19 protein-coding genes are annotated in these 16392 nt (G+C 65.9%); 9 read left to right on the top strand and 10 right to left on the bottom strand.

What is annotated here, in order from left to right:
* Positions 1–5: 5 nt before the first annotated feature.
* On the bottom strand, positions 6–1016 hold the full coding sequence (locus FIU89_RS13120; RefSeq protein ID WP_152493015.1) for a GlxA family transcriptional regulator: 1011 nt from the start codon (positions 1014–1016) through the stop codon (positions 6–8).
* A 49-nt stretch (positions 1017–1065) separates the two neighbouring features.
* Here FIU89_RS13120 and dtd point away from each other — a divergent pair, with 49 nt between their 5' ends.
* On the top strand, positions 1066–1503 hold the full coding sequence (gene dtd / locus FIU89_RS13115; RefSeq protein ID WP_152493014.1) for a D-aminoacyl-tRNA deacylase: 438 nt from the start codon (positions 1066–1068) through the stop codon (positions 1501–1503).
* A 59-nt stretch (positions 1504–1562) separates the two neighbouring features.
* A complete protein-coding gene (locus FIU89_RS13110; protein ID WP_152493013.1) occupies positions 1563–2081 on the top strand; it encodes a DUF2244 domain-containing protein in 519 nt (172 codons plus the stop codon).
* A 64-nt stretch (positions 2082–2145) separates the two neighbouring features.
* On the opposite strand, the gene FIU89_RS22310 is transcribed toward FIU89_RS13110, so the two are convergent.
* The 3 genes from FIU89_RS22310 to FIU89_RS13090 all read right to left on the bottom strand — a co-directional run bounded on the left by FIU89_RS22310 (position 2146) and on the right by FIU89_RS13090 (position 5011).
* Positions 2146–2895, bottom strand: coding sequence for a hypothetical protein (locus FIU89_RS22310; protein ID WP_172978107.1), 750 nt, complete (start codon positions 2893–2895; stop codon positions 2146–2148).
* Between the two features lie 409 nt (positions 2896–3304).
* Positions 3305–4309, bottom strand: a complete 1005-nt coding sequence (locus FIU89_RS13095; RefSeq protein WP_172978106.1) for a sensor histidine kinase — start codon at positions 4307–4309, stop codon at positions 3305–3307.
* Between the two features lie 240 nt (positions 4310–4549).
* Positions 4550–5011 carry a GatB/YqeY domain-containing protein gene (locus FIU89_RS13090; RefSeq protein WP_152493010.1) on the bottom strand — a complete coding sequence of 154 codons (462 nt, stop codon included), beginning with the start codon at positions 5009–5011 and terminating at the stop codon, positions 4550–4552.
* A 195-nt stretch (positions 5012–5206) separates the two neighbouring features.
* Between FIU89_RS13090 and carA the strand changes: the two genes are divergently transcribed.
* Together carA and FIU89_RS13080 are read left to right on the top strand one after the other, a co-directional pair.
* Positions 5207–6355, top strand: a complete 1149-nt coding sequence (gene carA / locus FIU89_RS13085) for a glutamine-hydrolyzing carbamoyl-phosphate synthase small subunit (protein ID WP_152493009.1) — start codon at positions 5207–5209, stop codon at positions 6353–6355.
* A 128-nt stretch (positions 6356–6483) separates the two neighbouring features.
* On the top strand, positions 6484–8400 hold the full coding sequence (locus FIU89_RS13080; protein ID WP_152493008.1) for a glycosyltransferase: 1917 nt from the start codon (positions 6484–6486) through the stop codon (positions 8398–8400).
* On the opposite strand, the gene FIU89_RS13075 is transcribed toward FIU89_RS13080, so the two are convergent.
* Positions 8374–9024, bottom strand: a complete 651-nt coding sequence (locus FIU89_RS13075; RefSeq protein ID WP_152493007.1) for a GntR family transcriptional regulator — start codon at positions 9022–9024, stop codon at positions 8374–8376. The two genes, FIU89_RS13080 and FIU89_RS13075, sit on opposite strands and share 27 nt — an antisense overlap.
* Before the next feature lie 105 nt (positions 9025–9129).
* On the opposite strand from FIU89_RS13075, the gene FIU89_RS13070 reads away from it, so the two are divergent.
* The 4 genes from FIU89_RS13070 (at position 9130) to FIU89_RS13055 (ending at position 12007) form a co-directional block, all read left to right on the top strand.
* Positions 9130–9774, top strand: coding sequence for a pyrimidine 5'-nucleotidase (locus tag FIU89_RS13070; protein WP_152493006.1), 645 nt, complete (start codon positions 9130–9132; stop codon positions 9772–9774).
* 84 nt (positions 9775–9858) lie between these two features.
* A complete protein-coding gene (locus tag FIU89_RS13065; RefSeq protein ID WP_152493005.1) occupies positions 9859–10077 on the top strand; it encodes a hypothetical protein in 219 nt (72 codons plus the stop codon).
* Between the two features lie 59 nt (positions 10078–10136).
* On the top strand, positions 10137–11339 hold the full coding sequence (locus FIU89_RS13060) for a UbiH/UbiF family hydroxylase (protein WP_152493004.1): 1203 nt from the start codon (positions 10137–10139) through the stop codon (positions 11337–11339).
* A 2-nt stretch (positions 11340–11341) separates the two neighbouring features.
* A complete protein-coding gene (locus FIU89_RS13055; RefSeq protein ID WP_152493003.1) occupies positions 11342–12007 on the top strand; it encodes a M50 family metallopeptidase in 666 nt (221 codons plus the stop codon).
* Between the two features lie 179 nt (positions 12008–12186).
* On the opposite strand, the gene FIU89_RS13050 is transcribed toward FIU89_RS13055, so the two are convergent.
* The 4 genes from FIU89_RS13050 to FIU89_RS13035 form a co-directional block, all read right to left on the bottom strand.
* The gene (locus FIU89_RS13050; RefSeq protein ID WP_152493002.1) at positions 12187–13314 is read right to left on the bottom strand and encodes an aminotransferase class V-fold PLP-dependent enzyme; all 1128 of its coding nucleotides are present in this window, start codon (positions 13312–13314) and stop codon (positions 12187–12189) included.
* A 163-nt stretch (positions 13315–13477) separates the two neighbouring features.
* Positions 13478–13822, bottom strand: coding sequence for a hypothetical protein (locus FIU89_RS13045; RefSeq protein WP_152493001.1), 345 nt, complete (start codon positions 13820–13822; stop codon positions 13478–13480).
* A 203-nt stretch (positions 13823–14025) separates the two neighbouring features.
* Positions 14026–14496: an Lrp/AsnC family transcriptional regulator gene (locus FIU89_RS13040; RefSeq protein ID WP_152493000.1), complete on the bottom strand. Its 471-nt coding sequence runs from the start codon at positions 14494–14496 to the stop codon at positions 14026–14028.
* Complete coding sequence (locus FIU89_RS13035; protein ID WP_152492999.1) at positions 14493–14951, bottom strand: Lrp/AsnC family transcriptional regulator; 459 nt, start codon at positions 14949–14951, stop codon at positions 14493–14495. Before FIU89_RS13035 ends, FIU89_RS13040 begins: the two co-directional genes overlap by 4 nt.
* A gap of 148 nt (positions 14952–15099) precedes the next feature.
* Between FIU89_RS13035 and ilvC the strand changes: the two genes are divergently transcribed.
* Positions 15100–16122 (top strand): ketol-acid reductoisomerase, encoded by a 1023-nt coding sequence (ilvC, locus tag FIU89_RS13030; RefSeq protein ID WP_254701673.1) that lies wholly within the window; start codon positions 15100–15102, stop codon positions 16120–16122.
* A 57-nt stretch (positions 16123–16179) separates the two neighbouring features.
* Here the strand turns inward: ilvC and FIU89_RS22305 are convergent, their stop codons facing one another.
* Entirely contained in the window at positions 16180–16344 is a 165-nt protein-coding gene (locus tag FIU89_RS22305; RefSeq protein WP_172978105.1) for a hypothetical protein, read from the bottom strand.
* Between the last annotated feature and the right edge of the window lie 48 nt (positions 16345–16392).

The following is a 16392-nucleotide window of genomic DNA, read 5'->3' as shown; positions in this document are numbered from 1 at the left end:
TGCGCTTACTTTGATGTGGCGCCGCGGCGGTAGGCTTGCGGTGTGGTGCCATAGCGCTTGCGGAATCGCTCTGCCAGTTGCGAGGCGCTGGCAAAGCCGGTTGCGGCGGCGATCTGGCCGATGCTGAGGCGCGTTTCGTTCAACAGCGCATGGGCGCGGGCGATGCGCAGGTCGAGATAGTATTGCGCCGGCGTGGCGGCGAGGTAGCGGGTGAAATGCCGCTCAAGCTGACGCCGGGACAGGCCCACATCGGTGGCGACTTGGGAGATGTCCAGCGGGTCCTCGATATGGGCGGCCATCAGGTCGGTCGCGGCGATCAGTTGCGGATTGTGACTGCCCAGGGCGGCGGCGTAGGCGGGGCGCTGGGGCGCGCTGCGGTTGCCGGCGCGGCGGTGCAGGCACATGTCGGCGACGATGGCCGCCAGCGCCGGGCCGTGGTCGCGCTCGATGATTTCCAGCATCATGTCGGTCGCGGCAGATCCGCCGCCGCAGGTGAACAGCCCGCCGTCTTCCTCGTAGAGATGCCCGGTGGGTTCCAGCCCCGGAAAGGTCTCGCGAAAGGCCGGCTGGTTTTCCCAGTGCAGGGTAAAGCGGCGGTCCTTCAAGCGCCCGGCACGGGCGAGCGCGAAGGCGCCCGTGCAGATGCCGCCCACCTGGATGCCGTGCGCCCATTGCCGGTTGACCCATGTCACCGCCCGTGGCGGCGCGGTGTCCAGCGGGGCGACACCGGCGCAGACGAAGGCCTTGTCGCTGCGCGACAGGTCGTAGGCCGGGCTGTCGGGGGTGATGGTCACGCCGCAGGAGCATGAAACAGCTTCGCCGTCTATCGTGCTGACAAACCAGCGATAAAGCTCTTTCCCGGCCACCTGGTTGGCGACGCGCAAGGGCTCGATCGCCGAGGTGAACGCCAGCAGCGTCAGCCGGGGCAGCAGCAGGAAATGATAGTCCTGGGGCGGGCCGTCATACTCGACCCGCAAACTGGCCGCGCCGCGCGGGACGAAGGATTTGCGTTCCATGGCGAATTGGTAGCATGTGGCCGGGAACTGGCAAGGGAGGACGCGCGCGATGCGGGCATTGATACAGCGGGTGAGCGAGGCCCAGGTGCGCGTGGATGGCGCGGTGATCGGGGCCACCGGGCCCGGGCTGCTGGTGCTGGTCTGCGCGATGCAGGGCGATGGCGCGGCAGAGGCCGAGGCGCTGGCGGCGAAGGTGGCCAAGCTGCGGATCTTCAAGGACGCAGCGGGCAAGATGAACCGCTCGGTGCGCGACGCGGGCGGCAGCGCGCTGGTGGTCAGCCAGTTCACGCTGGCCGCCGACACCTCGCGCGGGACACGACCGGGATTTTCCCAGGCGGCGGCGCCCGAGGAGGGCCGGCGCCTCTACGAGCGCTTCGCCGAGGCGCTGGCGGGCGAGGGCGTGCCGGTCGAAACCGGCGCGTTCGGCGCCGACATGCAGGTCAGCCTGGTCAATGACGGGCCGGTGACGATCTGGCTGGAGGTCTGAGGCCTTACGTGCAGAAATGTCGCGCTTTCCTCGTGCGCCTGGTGCGCTAAGGTTGCGCCATGCCGTATCAGTGGAACCAGACGCGGGACGGGGATGACGAGGTGTGCGAGCTGCGGCTCTGGCCGCATCGGTCGCTGCCGCGCCGGGGATTTGCGCTCTTCATCGTGATCACCTGCGGGATGCTGACCCTGCCGCTTTATCCGCTGATCGGGACGGTCACGCTGTGGGGGCTGCTGCCGTTCCTGTTGCTGGCGGTCTGGGGCGTGTGGGCGGCGTTGGAGCGCTCCTACAAGGACGCGCAGATGAACGAGGAGCTGACGATCGACCGCGAGGCGGTGCACCTTGTGCGCACCAACGCGCGCGGGCCGGTGCAGGAATGGGATTGCGAAAGCTACTGGGCGAAGGTTGAGATGCATCCCACGGGCGGGCCGGTGCCGCATTACGTGACGCTGAAGGGCAAGGGGCGACAGGTGGAAATCGGCGCGTTCCTGAGCGAGGACGAACGCAAGGCGGTTTACGGCGAGATCGCCGATGCGCTGAAGCGTATTGCGCTGCCCGACCCGATGGGGGCCGGATAGGCGCCGGGCCGCAGCGGTCGCGGCGGCCCGGTGTGAGTGGTGGTTGCCGAACGTCCGGTTTGCCTCAGTTGATGAGGCGCACCAGGTTATCCATCGATTTTCTCAGCCGGATCTGCCCGGAGCGGGGGTTCGGCGAGGGCAGGATCAACTGGGTGGTCGTCTTGCCGATCCCGAGCTGATTGTTCAACTGCACATCGACGCGGACGCCCCGGGGATCGGGCCTGGACGACTGGACGATGCCAAGCACCTGCCGGTCGGATGTCATGAGCACGACGCCAGCCAGGTCCGGCATGGCGCTGCGCGTGCTCACTGCGCCGCCCGAGGATCCGGCCGGGTTTGCCGCGTTCGCGGTGGAACCGGGGTTCGAGCTGCTGCCGGAACCGGAATTCGTATCGCCGTCGGAATCGGAGGCAGTCTCGCTTCCGACGCCGACACCGACCCCCGCGCCGACACCGGAACCGCCGACACCAACGCCAACGCCCGCGCCGATACCGGAACCGCCGACACCGGCGCCGACGCCCGCTCCGACGCCGGTCCCTCCGACGCCTGCACCGACGCCCGCTCCGACGCCGGTGCCCGCGTCGCTGGAGCCCGCGCCGACCCCTGCGGCGGCACCAACGCCGCCGACAGCGCCACCGACCGCACCGCCAACGCCGCCGACAGCACCACCGACCGCTTCGCCTACGCCGCCGACAGCACCGCCAACGGCACCACCGAGGCCTCCCTCGGCATGCGCGGGAGACATCGCTGTCGTCGACAGCAACGCACAAGCGGAGACAATTTTGAGGAAATCAGACTGCGTGTACTTGGACATAGTTCCACTCCTACTAACTAAAAGTCCACCCAGTACACGTTAAGGTAGCACAAGACGGCATTCTCACAAGAAAACGAATTAAACTATCTCGCTTCGCGACATTTAAGTGCATGAAAGCTCTGAAAATTATTACTTTGTTGCGAAAGCGTTTTTGGCGACGTTTAGGCTGCGTGAGAGCCACCGCGCGCCGCATCGCCAGCCTGCCGGTGAGGCCATTTCGGATCATTGAAACTCGGTCGCGAATCGCCTGTGTTCCCAAGTGCTCCTGCGGGTGCAGGCCCTGCATATTGCGCGCTCGCGGATACGTGTTGCCCCGGGAAGGAGGGCGCGGAAGAGGAGGTATTCACGGTGAAACCGGCGGCGCCGCGAAGTCGGATGGCTCAAGGCGTCCGGCGCGTGGTTCGGCAAATTAGGCTCTGGAGATCACCAGTTCGAACTTCGTGCCGGTCTCGACAGGGACGCGCTCCAGCGCGCCACCGGCCTTTTGCGCCAGCGCATGAATCAGCCCGTGACCCTGGCTGCCTTCGCGCGCGGGCTGATCCGGGATGCCGATCCCGTCATCGGCAACCGAGACGGTCAGGGTCTCTTCGGTGGCGGCGAGCGAGACATGGATCTTGCCGTCGCTGCGATCGGGGAAGGCGTGTTTCGCGGCGTTGATGCAAAGCTCGTTGACCAGCAGGCCTATTTCGACGGCATTGTCCCGCGGAAGGGAGACGTCGGCGATATCCGCCGTCAACCTGTGCTGTCCCTGAAGATAGGCCGATTGAAGCGAGGCGCAGAGCGTCGTGAGGTAAGGCCGCATCGGCACCTCGCCGATCCGGCCCTCTTCGCGGTAGAGCGCCTCGTGGGCGCGCGCGATGCTGTCCACCCGGCTGTGGATCGCCTTGAGCGCGGGTATCGCCGCTTCGGAGGCCTTGCGCATTTCGATACGCAGCATCGCATTGACCATGGCGAAGTTGTTCTTGACCCGGTGATCCAGTTCCAGCAACAGCAGACGCCGTTCTTCCGCGATGGCGTTGCGTTCCATCAAGGCGCGGCGCACCACGCGGCGAAAGTACTCCGCAAGCGCCACGACCAGGAAGCCCGAGAACACGTTAACAAAGACCCTCGGCCCATCGGTGGGATCGTTGAACGCGAAGGATTGCCTGATCGGCAGCACAAAATACCAGGCGTAGAGGGCGGTGAAGCACATCACGCCCACGCCCGCCCCCCAGCGGCCGAAGAGCGTGGCAAAAAGCACGAAGGGAAGGGTGAGGGCGAACGGCCCCGCACCGGGAAAGACGGTATCGACAGCCCCGCGCGCCAGCACCGCGAGGATCGCGCAGACCCCGGCAACAAGCGCCTGCGCCGTGGGTTCGGGGATGCGCGGCGCAAGCCGATCCACCAGGTCGATCTTCACCCGCCGTCCGGCCATTGGCTGTTCGGTCGCCGCCTCCGGGTCCCGCAAGACGGGTTGCCGAACGTCTTGTGATCCCGCGGGTCGCATATATTGCTGTTTCCCAGTCCCGTGCCGTGCCCAGGGGGCACCTCCCCGGACCGACTATAGGTGCTGTATGCGATCATGTCAGCCAGCTTCCGTACCGCGAAATGCGTCCCGCCGCCCGCCGGTCGGCCCGCGGTGCCTGGCGGGCCGGGTTTTCGGGAGGTCGGTTGCTTAGGCGCAGAGCCGGTCCTTGACCCGCGGACCCACCGCGCCGAAATCCATCTGCCCGGTGTAGTTCTCCTTGAGATGTCCCATCACCTTGCCCATGTCGCGGATCGAGCTGGCGCCGGTCTTGTCGATGGCGGTGTCGATGGCCTTTGCGACTTCCGCCTCGTCCAGCTGGCGGGGCAGGAACTCCTCGATCACCTCGATCTCGCGCTGTTCTTCCTGTGCAAGGTCCAGCCGCCCGCCTTCTTCGTAGGCGCGGACGCTTTCCTGGCGCTGCTTGGTCATCTTGCCCAGGATGGCGAGGATATCGCCATCGGAACAGCCGGTGTCGTTGTCGGTGCCCCGGCGGGCGATGTCCTGGTCCTTGATCGCGGCATTGATCAGGCGCAGCGTGCCCAGCCGCGTCGCGTCCTTGTCCTTCATGGCCTGTTTCAGGGCGTCGTTCACGCGTTCGCGCAATCCCATGTCAGGGTATCCTCTTGTCATCCCGTAAGCGTGCGACATTAATGGAAAGCGAAACGCCGTGCAATAAGCTGCGACACCCTGTCCGGCCCTTGTTTTATTGACCGGAGCGAATGACGTTGCGGCGCGAAACGCGGCCTTGACCGCGCGCGCGGGTGACCATAGGTTCCGCGCAATTTGCCCGATGGAGAATCCCCCATGCCGCACGCGCCCGATGCCCGTCCGACCGCCTGTCTTGCCCTGGCCGATGGATCGCTGTTCTACGGGCGCGGGTTCGGGGCCGAGGGCGAGGTCGCGGCGGAATTGTGTTTCAACACCGCGATGACCGGCTACCAGGAAATCATGACCGATCCCAGCTATGCCGGGCAGGTGGTGACCTTCACCTTTCCGCATATCGGCAACGTGGGCGTGAACCCCGACGATGACGAGACCGCCGACCCGGTGGCCGAGGGCATGGTCGTCAAGTGGGACCCGACCGAGCCGTCGAACTGGCGCTCGACCGAGCGGCTGGGCGAGTGGCTGGCGCGGCGGGGCCGTGTGGCCATCGGTGGTGTCGATACCCGCCGTCTGACGCGGGCCATCCGCCAGCAGGGCGCCCCGCACGTGGCGCTGGCGCACCGGGCGGACGGCAAGTTCGACACCGATGCGCTGGTCGCCAAGGCCCGCGCCTTTGCCGGGCTGGAGGGCATGGACCTGGCCCGCCAGGTGACCTGCGCGCAAAGCTATCGCTGGGACGAGATGCGCTGGGCCTGGCCCGACGGATTCCCGCGCCAGACGCAAGCCCGGCACAAGGTGGTGGCGATTGATTACGGCGCCAAGCGCAACATCCTGCGCTGCCTGGCCAGCGCCGGCTGCGAGGTGACGGTGATGCCCGCCACGGCCACCGCCGAGGACGTGCTGGCACAAAGCCCCGACGGCGTGTTCCTGTCGAACGGCCCCGGCGACCCGGCGGCGACGGGCGAATACGCCGTGCCGATGATCCGCGGCGTTCTGGAAAAGAACCTGCCGCTCTTCGGGATCTGCCTGGGTCACCAGATGCTGGGCCTTGCCCTGGGTGCGCGGACGATCAAGATGAACCACGGTCATCACGGCGCGAACCATCCGGTGAAGGACCTGACCACCGGCAAGGTCGAGATCACGTCAATGAACCACGGGTTCGCCGTGGACAGCCAGACCCTGCCCGCAGGCGTGGTGCAATCGCATGTCTCGCTCTTCGACGGGTCGAACTGCGGCATCCGCATGGAAGACCGCCCGGTCTTTTCGGTGCAGCACCATCCCGAGGCCAGCCCCGGCCCGCAGGACAGCTTTTACCTGTTCGAGCGTTTCGCCGCCTCGATGGACCGCTAGGGTCCGGCAGGCGCTCCGCCCGTCCGCCCGCTCGGGCGGGCCCGGGGCCGGTGCGTTAACCTTTCTTTTACGCGTTGTTAACCGCTCGCTGGTAGACCGTCACCTGTCACGCAGAAGGACAGACGGTCATGGGGATTTCGGAACTGCGGCAGACATACCCGTTCCAGGATGCCGCCGATGTTGACGCGGCGGGGGTGGATTCCGACCTGGTCAGGCAAGGGGTCCTGAACGTTCGCGACGCGATCCTCGCGCGGCAGATGCGCCGGCATTGCGACGCCGGTATGGACCGGATCCTCGTGGCCGAGGGCCTGGTGACGCGCGGCGATCTGCTGAACGCGCATGCGCGGCGCTTTCGGTCACGGCAGGTCGACGCGGCCGAGATTGCAGCGCTGGACCCCATCGCGGTGCCGCTCGCGCCCCGGATCCTGTTGCGATACGCGTTCTTTCCCGTCACCGATCGTGACGGGCATCCCGCCATCGTCTGCGGCGACCCCGAGGCGCTCGCCTTTGCGCGCGCCCATCTTCCGGCCGATCTTCGGCGCGCCCGGGTTCTGATAGCCCCGCGCGAGGTGGTGCAGGCCCATGTCGCGGATCATTTCGACGAGATCCTGACCGATGCGGCACAAGCGCGTGTTCCCCTGGCGGAGAGTTGCCGCAGTTGGGCGCACAGCCACGTCGGGCGGCTGGTTTGGGTGCTGGCAGGGTTGACCGCGCTGATCGTGGCGACGCTGTTCTTTGCCAAGGCGATCCTGGCGGTATTGATGGGCTGGGCGGCGTTCACCCTGGTCGTGTCGGCGATGACCAAGCTGCTGGCTTTCGTGGCGCGATTGGCCGAGGGGCCGGTCGCCACGGTCGTGCCGGCCGTCGAGGACAAGACGCCCTTGCCCAGGGTGTCGGTGCTGGTGCCGCTCTTCCGCGAGACCGAGATGGTGCACGCACTGGTCGCGCGGCTGAGCCAACTGACATATCCCAAATGCCTGCTGGATGTGGTTCTGGTGCTCGAGGAGGAAGACGCCATGACCCAAGCGACGCTGGCGCAGATCGACCTGCCCAGCTGGATCCGCATGGTCGTGGTGCCCGACGGTCAGCCCCGCACCAAGCCGCGGGCGATGAACTTTGCGCTGGATTTCTGCGAGGGCGACATCATCGGCATCTTTGACGCCGAGGATGCGCCCGAGCCCGACCAGATCACCCGCGTCGCACGCCATTTCCAGCAGGCGCCGCCCGAGGTTGCGTGCCTTCAGGGCATTCTGGATTACTACAATCCGCGCCAGAACTGGCTGGCGCGGTGTTTCACCATCGAATACGCCACCTGGTTCCGCACTATCCTGCCGGGCATGGCGCGGCTTGGGTTCGCCATCCCGCTGGGCGGAACGACGCTCTATTTCCGCCGCGACGCGCTGGAGGCGCTGGGCGGCTGGGACGCGCATAACGTGACCGAGGATGCCGACCTGGGCTTCCGACTGGCCCGGCACGGCTTTCGCACCGAGATGGTGGCGACGGTCACCGAGGAAGAGGCGAATTGCCGGACCTGGGCGTGGATCAAGCAAAGGTCGCGTTGGCTGAAAGGGTACATGACGACGTACCTGGTGCATATGCGGCGCCCCGGTCTGCTGTATCGGCAGCTGGGGGCGTGGAAGTTCTGGGGGTTCCAGGCGCATTTCGTGACCGCCCTGAGCCAGGTCGTCCTGGCACCGTTCCTGTGGTCCTTCTGGCTGGTGTTCCTGGGCTTGCCGCACCCTCTGGATCCGCTGATGTCGCGAACGGTGCTGGTGGCCTTCGGGGCGCTCTTGCTGGCCATAGAGGTGCTGAACCTGACGATCTACATGGCCTCGGTCACCGGGCCGAAGCATCGCCACCTTCTGGCCTGGGTCCCGACGATGCATTTCTATCTGCCGCTGGGCGCGGTGGCGGCCTACAAGGCGCTCTACGAGCTGGTGCTCAAACCGTTCTTCTGGGACAAGACGCAGCACGGCCTGTCGCTGGCCGTGGCACCGCCGCCGGCGACGCGATCCGCCTCAGATCAGCGTATCCAGTTCCCCTGAATCCAGCTTCAGCCGGGTCACGAACGCCTTGGAAATATGGGCGCGCAGGGCGTCGCCAGCGGCTTCGGCATTGCCGGTCTCGATCGCGGTCACGATCGCGTCGTGCTCGGCCAGCGCATCCTCGGGCCGGCCAAGCGCGGCCAGCGAGGTGGTGGCCATCAGCGCCATGGAGCGATGCACGAGGTCCAGCTGCTGCACCAGAAAGCGGTTGTGCGACGCCAGGTGGATCTGCTTGTGAAAGCGCCGATTGGCGCGGGCCATCGCCTTGGGGTCGTCGACCAGCGCCCGGTCGTCGGTCACCATGTCGCGCAGCACGCGAATCTCCTCGGGCGCGGCGTGGCGGGCGGCGAGGTTCGCGGCCAGCCCCTCGAGCTCGGCGCGCACCACGTAAAGCTCGGCCAGCTGGTTGTGATCGAGCGATGACACGATCAGGCTGCGGCCGTCGCGCGTGAGCAGGCTTTGGGTTTCCAGCCGCTGCAACGCCTCGCGGATCGGGGTGCGCGACACGCCGAACCGCTCTGCCAGGTCGCTTTCCACCAGGCGGTCGCCGGGCTTGTAATCGCCGGTGTCGATCGCCTCGAGGATCATGTGATAGGCATCTTTCTGCGGCGCGGCTATGGTCATCGCACTCTCTTTTGGTATGTGGTTTCAGGCGACGAGGATATGCGGGGCCGGAGGCAGGGCGCAAGCCTTGCCGGGCCCTGCGACAATTAAGAGCGGGGGAAGGCGATGGCGAAAGCGTTCTTTGCACATGTGGAGACCTGGGTGTTCGACCTGGACAACACGCTGTACCCGCCGGAAATGCGCCTGTTCGACCAGATCGAGGTGCGGATGACGCAGTTCGTGATGAATGCGCTGGGCGTGGACCGGGCCGAGGCCGACCGGCTGCGGCTGGACTATTGGCGGCGGCATGGCACGACGCTGGCCGGGCTGATGCGCGAGCATGGCGTCGATCCGGGGCCGTACCTGACAGATGTGCACGACATCTCCTTCGACCTGCTGGAGGCGGATGCCGAACTGGCCGCGCATATCCGGGCGCTGCCGGGGCGCAAGATCGTCTATACCAACGGCTCGGCCCCTTACGCGCAGCGCGTGGTCGAGGCGCGGGGGCTGGAGGGGCTGTTCGACGCGATCTACGGCGTGGAACATGCGGGCTTTCACCCCAAGCCGGACCGGGCGGCGTTCGACCGGGTGTTCGCCACCGACGGCGTCGTGACCGCGAAGGCCGCGATGTTCGAGGATGACGTGCGCAATCTTGCGGCGCCGCATGCGATGGGGATGCGGACCGTGCTGGTCGGCCCCGAGCCGGTCGAGGCCGATCACGTGCATCACCATACCGATGATCTGTCGGGGTTCCTGTCGCGGCTGGTCTGAGGGTCCGCTGCGGCGATTTGCACCTTTTGCGCGGCGCGGGAGCAGCCTACGTCAGGTCGCGAGACATGACGCAGGATGCAGACGATGCCCCAGACCGAAGGCACCGAGGACGACACCGGACCACACCCGGCGGAGAGTTCGAGCGAAACATCAATTGCGGTGCGTATCCTGTTGTTTCTGGGCGTTCTTCTAGTGGCGTGGGGTGGGGCAATCGTGCTTTGGGGCGTGCCGGGTCTCTACCTGCCGGCGCTGGCGCTCGTGCCCGTCATATGGCTGTTTCTGCTGATCATCTCGCGCGCCTGAGACGGTCTGGCCGTCGCTGCGTGCGCGGTCTATGGTGCCGCTGAAAAGGAGGCCTGCGCATGAGCCGTTTCGATCATGATATCGTCGTGTCCGGCGGTGGCGTTGCCGGTCTGTCGGCGGCGGCCCTGTTCGGGGGCGCGGGGTTCCGCGTGCTCTGCGTCGATCCGGCCCCGCCGGTGACCGAGCGCGACGCCGAAGGCTCGGACCTGCGCACCACCGCGATCCTGCAACCGGCGCAGGCGCTTCTGGCGCAGGCGGGCATCTGGGACAGGCTCGACGCCCACGCCGCCCCGTTGCAGGTGATGCGCATCGTCGACGCGGGCGGCGCGGTGCCCGAGCCGCGCGTCGTCAAGGATTTCAATGCGGGCGACATCTCGGAAAAGCCGTTTGGCTGGAACCTGCCCAACTGGCTCTTGCGGCGCGAGATGGTGGCGCAACTGGACAGCCTCGATACCGTGGAGTTTCGCCCCGGCGTGGCGGCGGAAAGCCTCTTTACCCGAGAGGCCGAGGCGCGGGTGGGATTGAGCGATGGCAGCAAGATCCGCACCCGGCTGGTGCTGGCCGCCGACGGGCGCGGCTCGCCCATGCGCCAGGCGGCGGGAATATCCGTGAAAACAACGCGCTACGGGCAGAAGGCGCTGGCCTTTGCCGTGACGCATCCGATTCCGCATGACAATGTCTCGACCGAGATCCACCGCACGGGAGGCCCGTTCACGCTCGTCCCGCTGCCGGATTACGAGGGGCGGCCCTCGTCCGCCGTGGTGTGGATGGAGGACGGCCCCGATGCGCAGCGGCTGGCCGCGCTAGACGTGGCCGCGTTCGAGGCGGAGATGAGCACGCGGTCCTGCCACCTCTTCGGGCCGCTGACGCTGGCCTCGCGCCGGACGGTCTGGCCGATCATTTCCCAGGTGGCCGAGCGCATGGCGGGCGAGCGCATCGCCCTCGTGGCCGAGGCAGCGCATGTGGTGCCGCCCATCGGAGCGCAGGGGCTGAACATGTCGCTTGGCGACCTGCATGTGCTGCTAGAGCTGGCGCAGGCCAATCCCGAACGCCTGGGCGACCGCGAGATGCTGGAGACTTATCACAAGCGCCGCCACTGGGAGGTGATGTCACGGGTCACCGGCATCGACGTGCTGAACCGCGCCTCGATGGTCAGCGCGCCGGTGCTGCGCGACGCGCGGATGCAGGCGCTCAACGCATTGTACGGGCTGGCCCCGGTGCGAAAGACGCTGATGCAGCTGGGGCTGGGCGCAAGGGGTTGAGAATGCGGGCATTTCTGCGCGGGCATTGGCAATTGCTGTTGCTGGTGGCCGCGATTGCGGTGCTGTGGCAGACCCCGGTGGTGATCCCGCTGAAACTCTTGGTGGTGTTCCTGCACGAGCTGGGCCACGTGCTGGCCGTGCTGCTGACCGGCGGCGCGGTTCTGGACCTGACGCTCGACCCGATGCAGGGCGGGGCCGTGACCTCGCGCGGCGGCAATCGCTTTATCAGCCTGAGCGCGGGTTACCTTGGCTCGCTGCTGATCGGCGTCGCGCTCTTCACGGCCGCCGTGCGGACGCGCGCCGACCGCGCGGTGCTGGGCGCGCTGGGGGTCACGCTGCTGGCGGTGACGGTGCTTTACGTGCGGTCGCCCTTCGCGCTGGTGTTCGGGGCCGGGACGGGCGCGGCGATGCTGTTGGCGGCGAAATACTTGGCCCGGGATGTCAGCGACCTGATGCTGCGGGTGATCGGGCTGGCTTGCATGATCTACGTGCCGCTCGATATCTACAGCGACACGATTGCGCGCAGCTGGCTGCATTCCGACGCGCGTATGCTGGCCGAGGAGTTCGGCGGCACCACCTGGATGTGGGGTGGGCTTTGGCTGTTGGCCAGCGCCTGGGTGATCTGGATGTGCCTGCGTCGGGCGAACAGCAATATACGTTTGCGGTAAAAGCCGCGCGCTCGCCAGACCGCGGGATGGCGACCCCATCGTGTCTTCAGGTCACTTTATATCTGCCACATCCGCAAAGCCTGAAATCGAAGCTCAAACGGTAAGCAATCGCCAGCCCGGGGGGCGGTCTGGCGATCGCGCGGCGGCGCAGCTAGCTGCGCCTCGACTCCGCGCGTGGTCTATAGCACCCTATCGATCACCTCTTGCAGCCGGGCCTTGGCGGCCTCGACGTCATAGAGCTTGTCCAGCCCGAAAAGCCCCAGCCGGAAGGTCATGAACCCGTCCGGCTCGCTCACTTGCAGCGGCACGCCGGCGGCGATCTGCATTCCTTCGGCGGCGAATTTCTTGCCGTTTTGTACCTCGGGGTCGGTGGTATAGCTGACCACCACACCCGGCGCGCCGAACCCATCGGCGGCCACGGAGGTCACGCCCTTGTCGGCCAGCATGGCGCGCACCGCATTGCCCAGGTCCCATTGCGCCTGCCGCAGTTTTTCAAAGCCGAAGTCCTTCGTCTCCTGCATCGTGTCGCGGAACCCGCGCAGGGCGTCGGTGGGCATGGTGGCGTGATAGGCATGACCGCCGTTCTCATAGGCCTGCATGATCGCGTGCCATTTCTTGAGGTCGATGGCGAAGCTGTTGGAGGTGGTCTTTTCCAAACGCTCCAGCGCGCGCTCGGACATCATCACGAGGCCCGCCGAGGGCGAGGCCGACCAGCCCTTTTGCGGGGCCGAGATCAGGACGTCGACGCCGGTCTGTTCCATGTCAACCCAGGCGCAGCCCGAGGCGATGCAGTCGAGCACCATCAGGGCGCCCACCTCGTGCGCGGCCTCGGCCAGCGCGGTGATGTAGTCGTCGGGCAGGATGATGCCGGCGCTGGTTTCCACATGCGGCGCGAAGACGGCGTCGGGTTTTGCCTCGCGGATCTTCGCGATGACTTCCTCGATGGGCGCGGGGGCAAAGGGGGCCTGCGCCCCGTTGCCGGTCTGGCGGGCCATGCAGACGGTCGTGTCCGACGTGAAGGCGCCTGCGTCGAAGATCTGGCTCCAGCGATAGGAGAACCAGCCGTTGCGCACAATGAGCGCGTGGGCGTCATGGCCGAACTGGCGGGCGACGGCCTCCATCGCGACGGTACCGCCGCCGGGCACGATGGCCACGGCAGAGGCGTTGTAGACCTCTTTCAGCATGGATGAAATGTCGTTCATAACTCCTTGGAATACCTTGCTCATGTGGTTGAGAGAGCGGTCGGTGAAGACGACGGAGTATTCCAGCAGGCCGTCGGGATCGATATCGGGGCGGAGGGCGGTCATGGGCGTTTGGTCCTGGGTTGGAAGGTTTGCGGCAGTATGCCCCGAACGACGGCGGGATGACAGGGCGTCATGCCGTCACGCCGAAGGGTATTTCCGGCACGCCGGACATGCAAACGCCGCGACGCTTGGGGGCGACGCGGCGGGACACGACCGATGGCCGGCCTTACTTGCTGGCGTAGTCGACGCTGACGCGGGCCGATCGGACCGAGACGGTTTCGCCGTCGCGGGCGAAGGTGAACAGTCGGTCCTGAACGCCGGGCAGGCCGAAGGTCACCGTGTCGCCGTCCGAGAGGTGCATTCTCAGGCGGGCGGGATCCGCCGGCGCCTCGTCGGTGACATAGGTGGCGGTCAGCGCGTAGGCATCGCCATCCTCAACCCAGTAGACGCTCATGTCGGCATCGCTTTCGTGCAGGGTGGCGCCGGCATTGGCCCGTGTCAGCGTGACGGTATCGGCAAGGGCGGTGGTTGCCGTCAGGGCGAGGGCGGCGGTGGAAAGAATGAGTTTCATGGTCAACCTCGTGTCTTACGTGTGCGGAATGGCAGAGGCGGGGAGGGTGCTCTGCCGCATTTTCTGCGTTGCAGCATAAGCCTGAGAAGCCGCATGCCGCCAGAGGTCAATTCTGCATACCCGTCATGCGGGCGCGTCATAAAGCTTTGTTTATAAATAATACTTTTGCATACACGCATACGGCGGCATACCGGGCCATGCCGTCAGCCAATCGGGCCGGGGCGGCGTTCCTCGCTCAAAAGCACGTTTGCCTCCACGTCGCCGACGCCGGGCAGGGTCATGATGCGCCGCCGCAGCACGCGCTCGAAATCCGAGATGTCGCGGGCCACGACGCGCAGGCGGTAGTCGTAGAGCCCGAGGATATGCTCGACCGTCTGCACCTCGGGGATGGCCGAGACGGCACGCTCGAAATCCGCGAGGCTGACGCGGCCCTTGGTGGCCAGTTTCAGGCCCAGGAAGACGGTGACGCCGAAGCCGAGCGCCTCCTTGTCCAGGTCGAGACGCTGGGTTTTCAGGATGCCCGCATCGCGCAACCGCTTGATCCGCCGCCACGCGGCGGGCTGGCTGAGACCCAGGGCGCGCCCGATGGCGCCGGCCGATTGGGTGGCGTCCTGCACCAGCGCACGCAGGATCTGGCGGTCGGTGGTGTCCAGTTCGAGGGCGGGCTGGCTCATAGCGGCAGAACCTCGTCTGTCTTGATCCGGGCCACGTGCATCAGCGCCTCGATATCGGTGATATGGGGCAGGGTCAGGATCGCGGTGCGATAGATTTCCTGGTAATGCGCCATGTCCCGCGCAATGACCGAAAGCCGCGTGTCGACTCGACCGAGGAAGGACTGGATCTCCAGCACCTCGGGGATGGCGCGGGCGGCCTCGGTGAACGCGTCGAACGCGTTGGGGACGGTCTTGTCCAGCGTGATCCGCAAGCTGACCTCGACGCTGTAGCCGAGCGCGGCCCAGTCGATCACCGCGTGGTTGCCGCGCAAAAGACCCGCCTGGGCCATGCGGTCCAGCCGCCGCGCACAGGTGGCGGGGGTCACGCCGGCAAGCTCGGCCAGGTCGGCGGGACCGAGCGTCGGGTCATGCTGGTACTGGCGCAGGATGCGGCGGTCGGTGTCGTCGAGATGCATGGGCCTGTTGTGAGTGAATGGAATTTGCGAGTATTTGAAGAACGGTGAATGATTACCTCACTAATTAAGGGAATCATACCGAAAAAGCCGGGATCTCTTACGAAATATTCGCCATCTTTCACGACATCTGACGAAAAAGGAGAAAACCATGCGCGTCTATTACGATCGCGATTGCGATATCAACCTGATCAAGGACAAGAAAGTCGCCATCCTCGGCTATGGCAGCCAGGGCCACGCCCATGCGCTGAACCTGCGCGACTCGGGCGCCAAGAACCTCGTGGTGGCGCTGCGCGAAGGCAGCCCCTCGGCCAAGAAGGCCGAAGGCGAGGGCCTCAAGGTCATGGGCATAGCCGAAGCGGCGGCCTGGTGCGACCTGATGATGTTCACCATGCCCGACGAATTGCAGGCCGAGACCTACAAGAAATACGTGCATGACAACCTGCGCGAAGGCGCGGCGATTGCCTTTGCGCACGGTCTGAACGTGCATTTCGGCCTGATCGAGCCCAAGGACGGCGTCGACGTCATCATGATGGCGCCCAAGGGCCCCGGCCACACGGTGCGCGGTGAATACACCAAGGGCGGCGGCGTGCCCTGCCTCGTGGCTGTTCATAACGACGCGTCGGGCAAGGCGCTGGAACTGGGTCTCAGCTATTGCTCGGCCATCGGTGGAGGGCGCTCGGGCATCATCGAGACCAACTTCCGCGAGGAATGCGAAACCGACCTTTTCGGCGAGCAGGCGGTTCTCTGCGGCGGTCTGGTGGAGCTCATTCGCATGGGCTTCGAGACGCTGGTCGAGGCGGGCTATGCCCCCGAGATGGCCTATTTCGAGTGCCTGCACGAGGTGAAGCTGATCGTCGACCTGATCTATGAAGGCGGCATTGCCAACATGAACTACTCGATCTCGAACACGGCCGAGTATGGTGAATACGTCAGCGGCCCGCGGGTTTTGCCTTATGAGCAGACCAAGAAGGAAATGAAGGCGATCCTGCACGACATCCAGACCGGCAAGTTTGTGCGTGACTTCATGACCGAGAACAAGGTTGGTCAGCCGTTCTTCAAGGGCACCCGCCGGATGAACGACGCGCACCAGATCGAGGAAGTGGGCGAGAAGCTGCGCGCCATGATGCCGTGGATTTCCGCCGGCAAGATGGTCGACAAAGAGAAAAACTGAGGCCATCCGCACCCGAAAAGGAAAGAGCCGGTGGTGCACCGGCTCTTTTCGTTCTTGTCAGTCGACCGGCTTGTGAGAGTCGCCGTCCTTGGCAAGCGAACTTGGCGGGACGTCGGGATCTTTCTTTCGCTCTTCGGTCTTTTGCTTGTTGCGCGCGGCCAAGATGAGAAAGATCACCAAGGTGATGATCGACAGGGCCGCGGCGCCGATGGCTATATCCATGATGCGCCTCCTTTCGATCGCAAGACGTGGCTGTGCCGCGACGAACGA

Source organism: Roseovarius sp. THAF27, assembly GCF_009363655.1.
Lineage (GTDB): Bacteria > Pseudomonadota > Alphaproteobacteria > Rhodobacterales > Rhodobacteraceae > Roseovarius.
The sequence above is the reverse complement of the archived record's forward strand: the minus strand, read 5'-3'. Positions and strand labels throughout refer to the sequence as shown.

Bases quoted from the DNA above. Each gene is read 5' to 3' on its own strand.
- FIU89_RS13120 (WP_152493015.1), bottom strand. From the start codon at position 1,016: ATGGAACGCAAATCCTTCGTCCCGCGCGGCGCGGCCAGTTTGCGGGTC.
- dtd (WP_152493014.1), top strand. From the start codon at position 1,066: ATGCGGGCATTGATACAGCGGGTGAGCGAGGCCCAGGTGCGCGTGGAT.
- FIU89_RS13110 (WP_152493013.1), top strand. From the start codon at position 1,563: ATGCCGTATCAGTGGAACCAGACGCGGGACGGGGATGACGAGGTGTGC.
- FIU89_RS22310 (WP_172978107.1), bottom strand. From the start codon at position 2,895: ATGTCCAAGTACACGCAGTCTGATTTCCTCAAAATTGTCTCCGCTTGT.
- FIU89_RS13095 (WP_172978106.1), bottom strand. From the start codon at position 4,309: ATGGCCGGACGGCGGGTGAAGATCGACCTGGTGGATCGGCTTGCGCCG.
- FIU89_RS13090 (WP_152493010.1), bottom strand. From the start codon at position 5,011: ATGGGATTGCGCGAACGCGTGAACGACGCCCTGAAACAGGCCATGAAG.
- carA (WP_152493009.1), top strand. From the start codon at position 5,207: ATGCCGCACGCGCCCGATGCCCGTCCGACCGCCTGTCTTGCCCTGGCC.
- FIU89_RS13080 (WP_152493008.1), top strand. From the start codon at position 6,484: ATGGGGATTTCGGAACTGCGGCAGACATACCCGTTCCAGGATGCCGCC.
- FIU89_RS13075 (WP_152493007.1), bottom strand. From the start codon at position 9,024: ATGACCATAGCCGCGCCGCAGAAAGATGCCTATCACATGATCCTCGAG.
- FIU89_RS13070 (WP_152493006.1), top strand. From the start codon at position 9,130: ATGGCGAAAGCGTTCTTTGCACATGTGGAGACCTGGGTGTTCGACCTG.
- FIU89_RS13065 (WP_152493005.1), top strand. From the start codon at position 9,859: ATGCCCCAGACCGAAGGCACCGAGGACGACACCGGACCACACCCGGCG.
- FIU89_RS13060 (WP_152493004.1), top strand. From the start codon at position 10,137: ATGAGCCGTTTCGATCATGATATCGTCGTGTCCGGCGGTGGCGTTGCC.
- FIU89_RS13055 (WP_152493003.1), top strand. From the start codon at position 11,342: ATGCGGGCATTTCTGCGCGGGCATTGGCAATTGCTGTTGCTGGTGGCC.
- FIU89_RS13050 (WP_152493002.1), bottom strand. From the start codon at position 13,314: ATGACCGCCCTCCGCCCCGATATCGATCCCGACGGCCTGCTGGAATAC.
- FIU89_RS13045 (WP_152493001.1), bottom strand. From the start codon at position 13,822: ATGAAACTCATTCTTTCCACCGCCGCCCTCGCCCTGACGGCAACCACC.
- FIU89_RS13040 (WP_152493000.1), bottom strand. From the start codon at position 14,496: ATGAGCCAGCCCGCCCTCGAACTGGACACCACCGACCGCCAGATCCTG.
- FIU89_RS13035 (WP_152492999.1), bottom strand. From the start codon at position 14,951: ATGCATCTCGACGACACCGACCGCCGCATCCTGCGCCAGTACCAGCAT.
- ilvC (WP_254701673.1), top strand. From the start codon at position 15,100: ATGCGCGTCTATTACGATCGCGATTGCGATATCAACCTGATCAAGGAC.
- FIU89_RS22305 (WP_172978105.1), bottom strand. From the start codon at position 16,344: ATGGATATAGCCATCGGCGCCGCGGCCCTGTCGATCATCACCTTGGTG.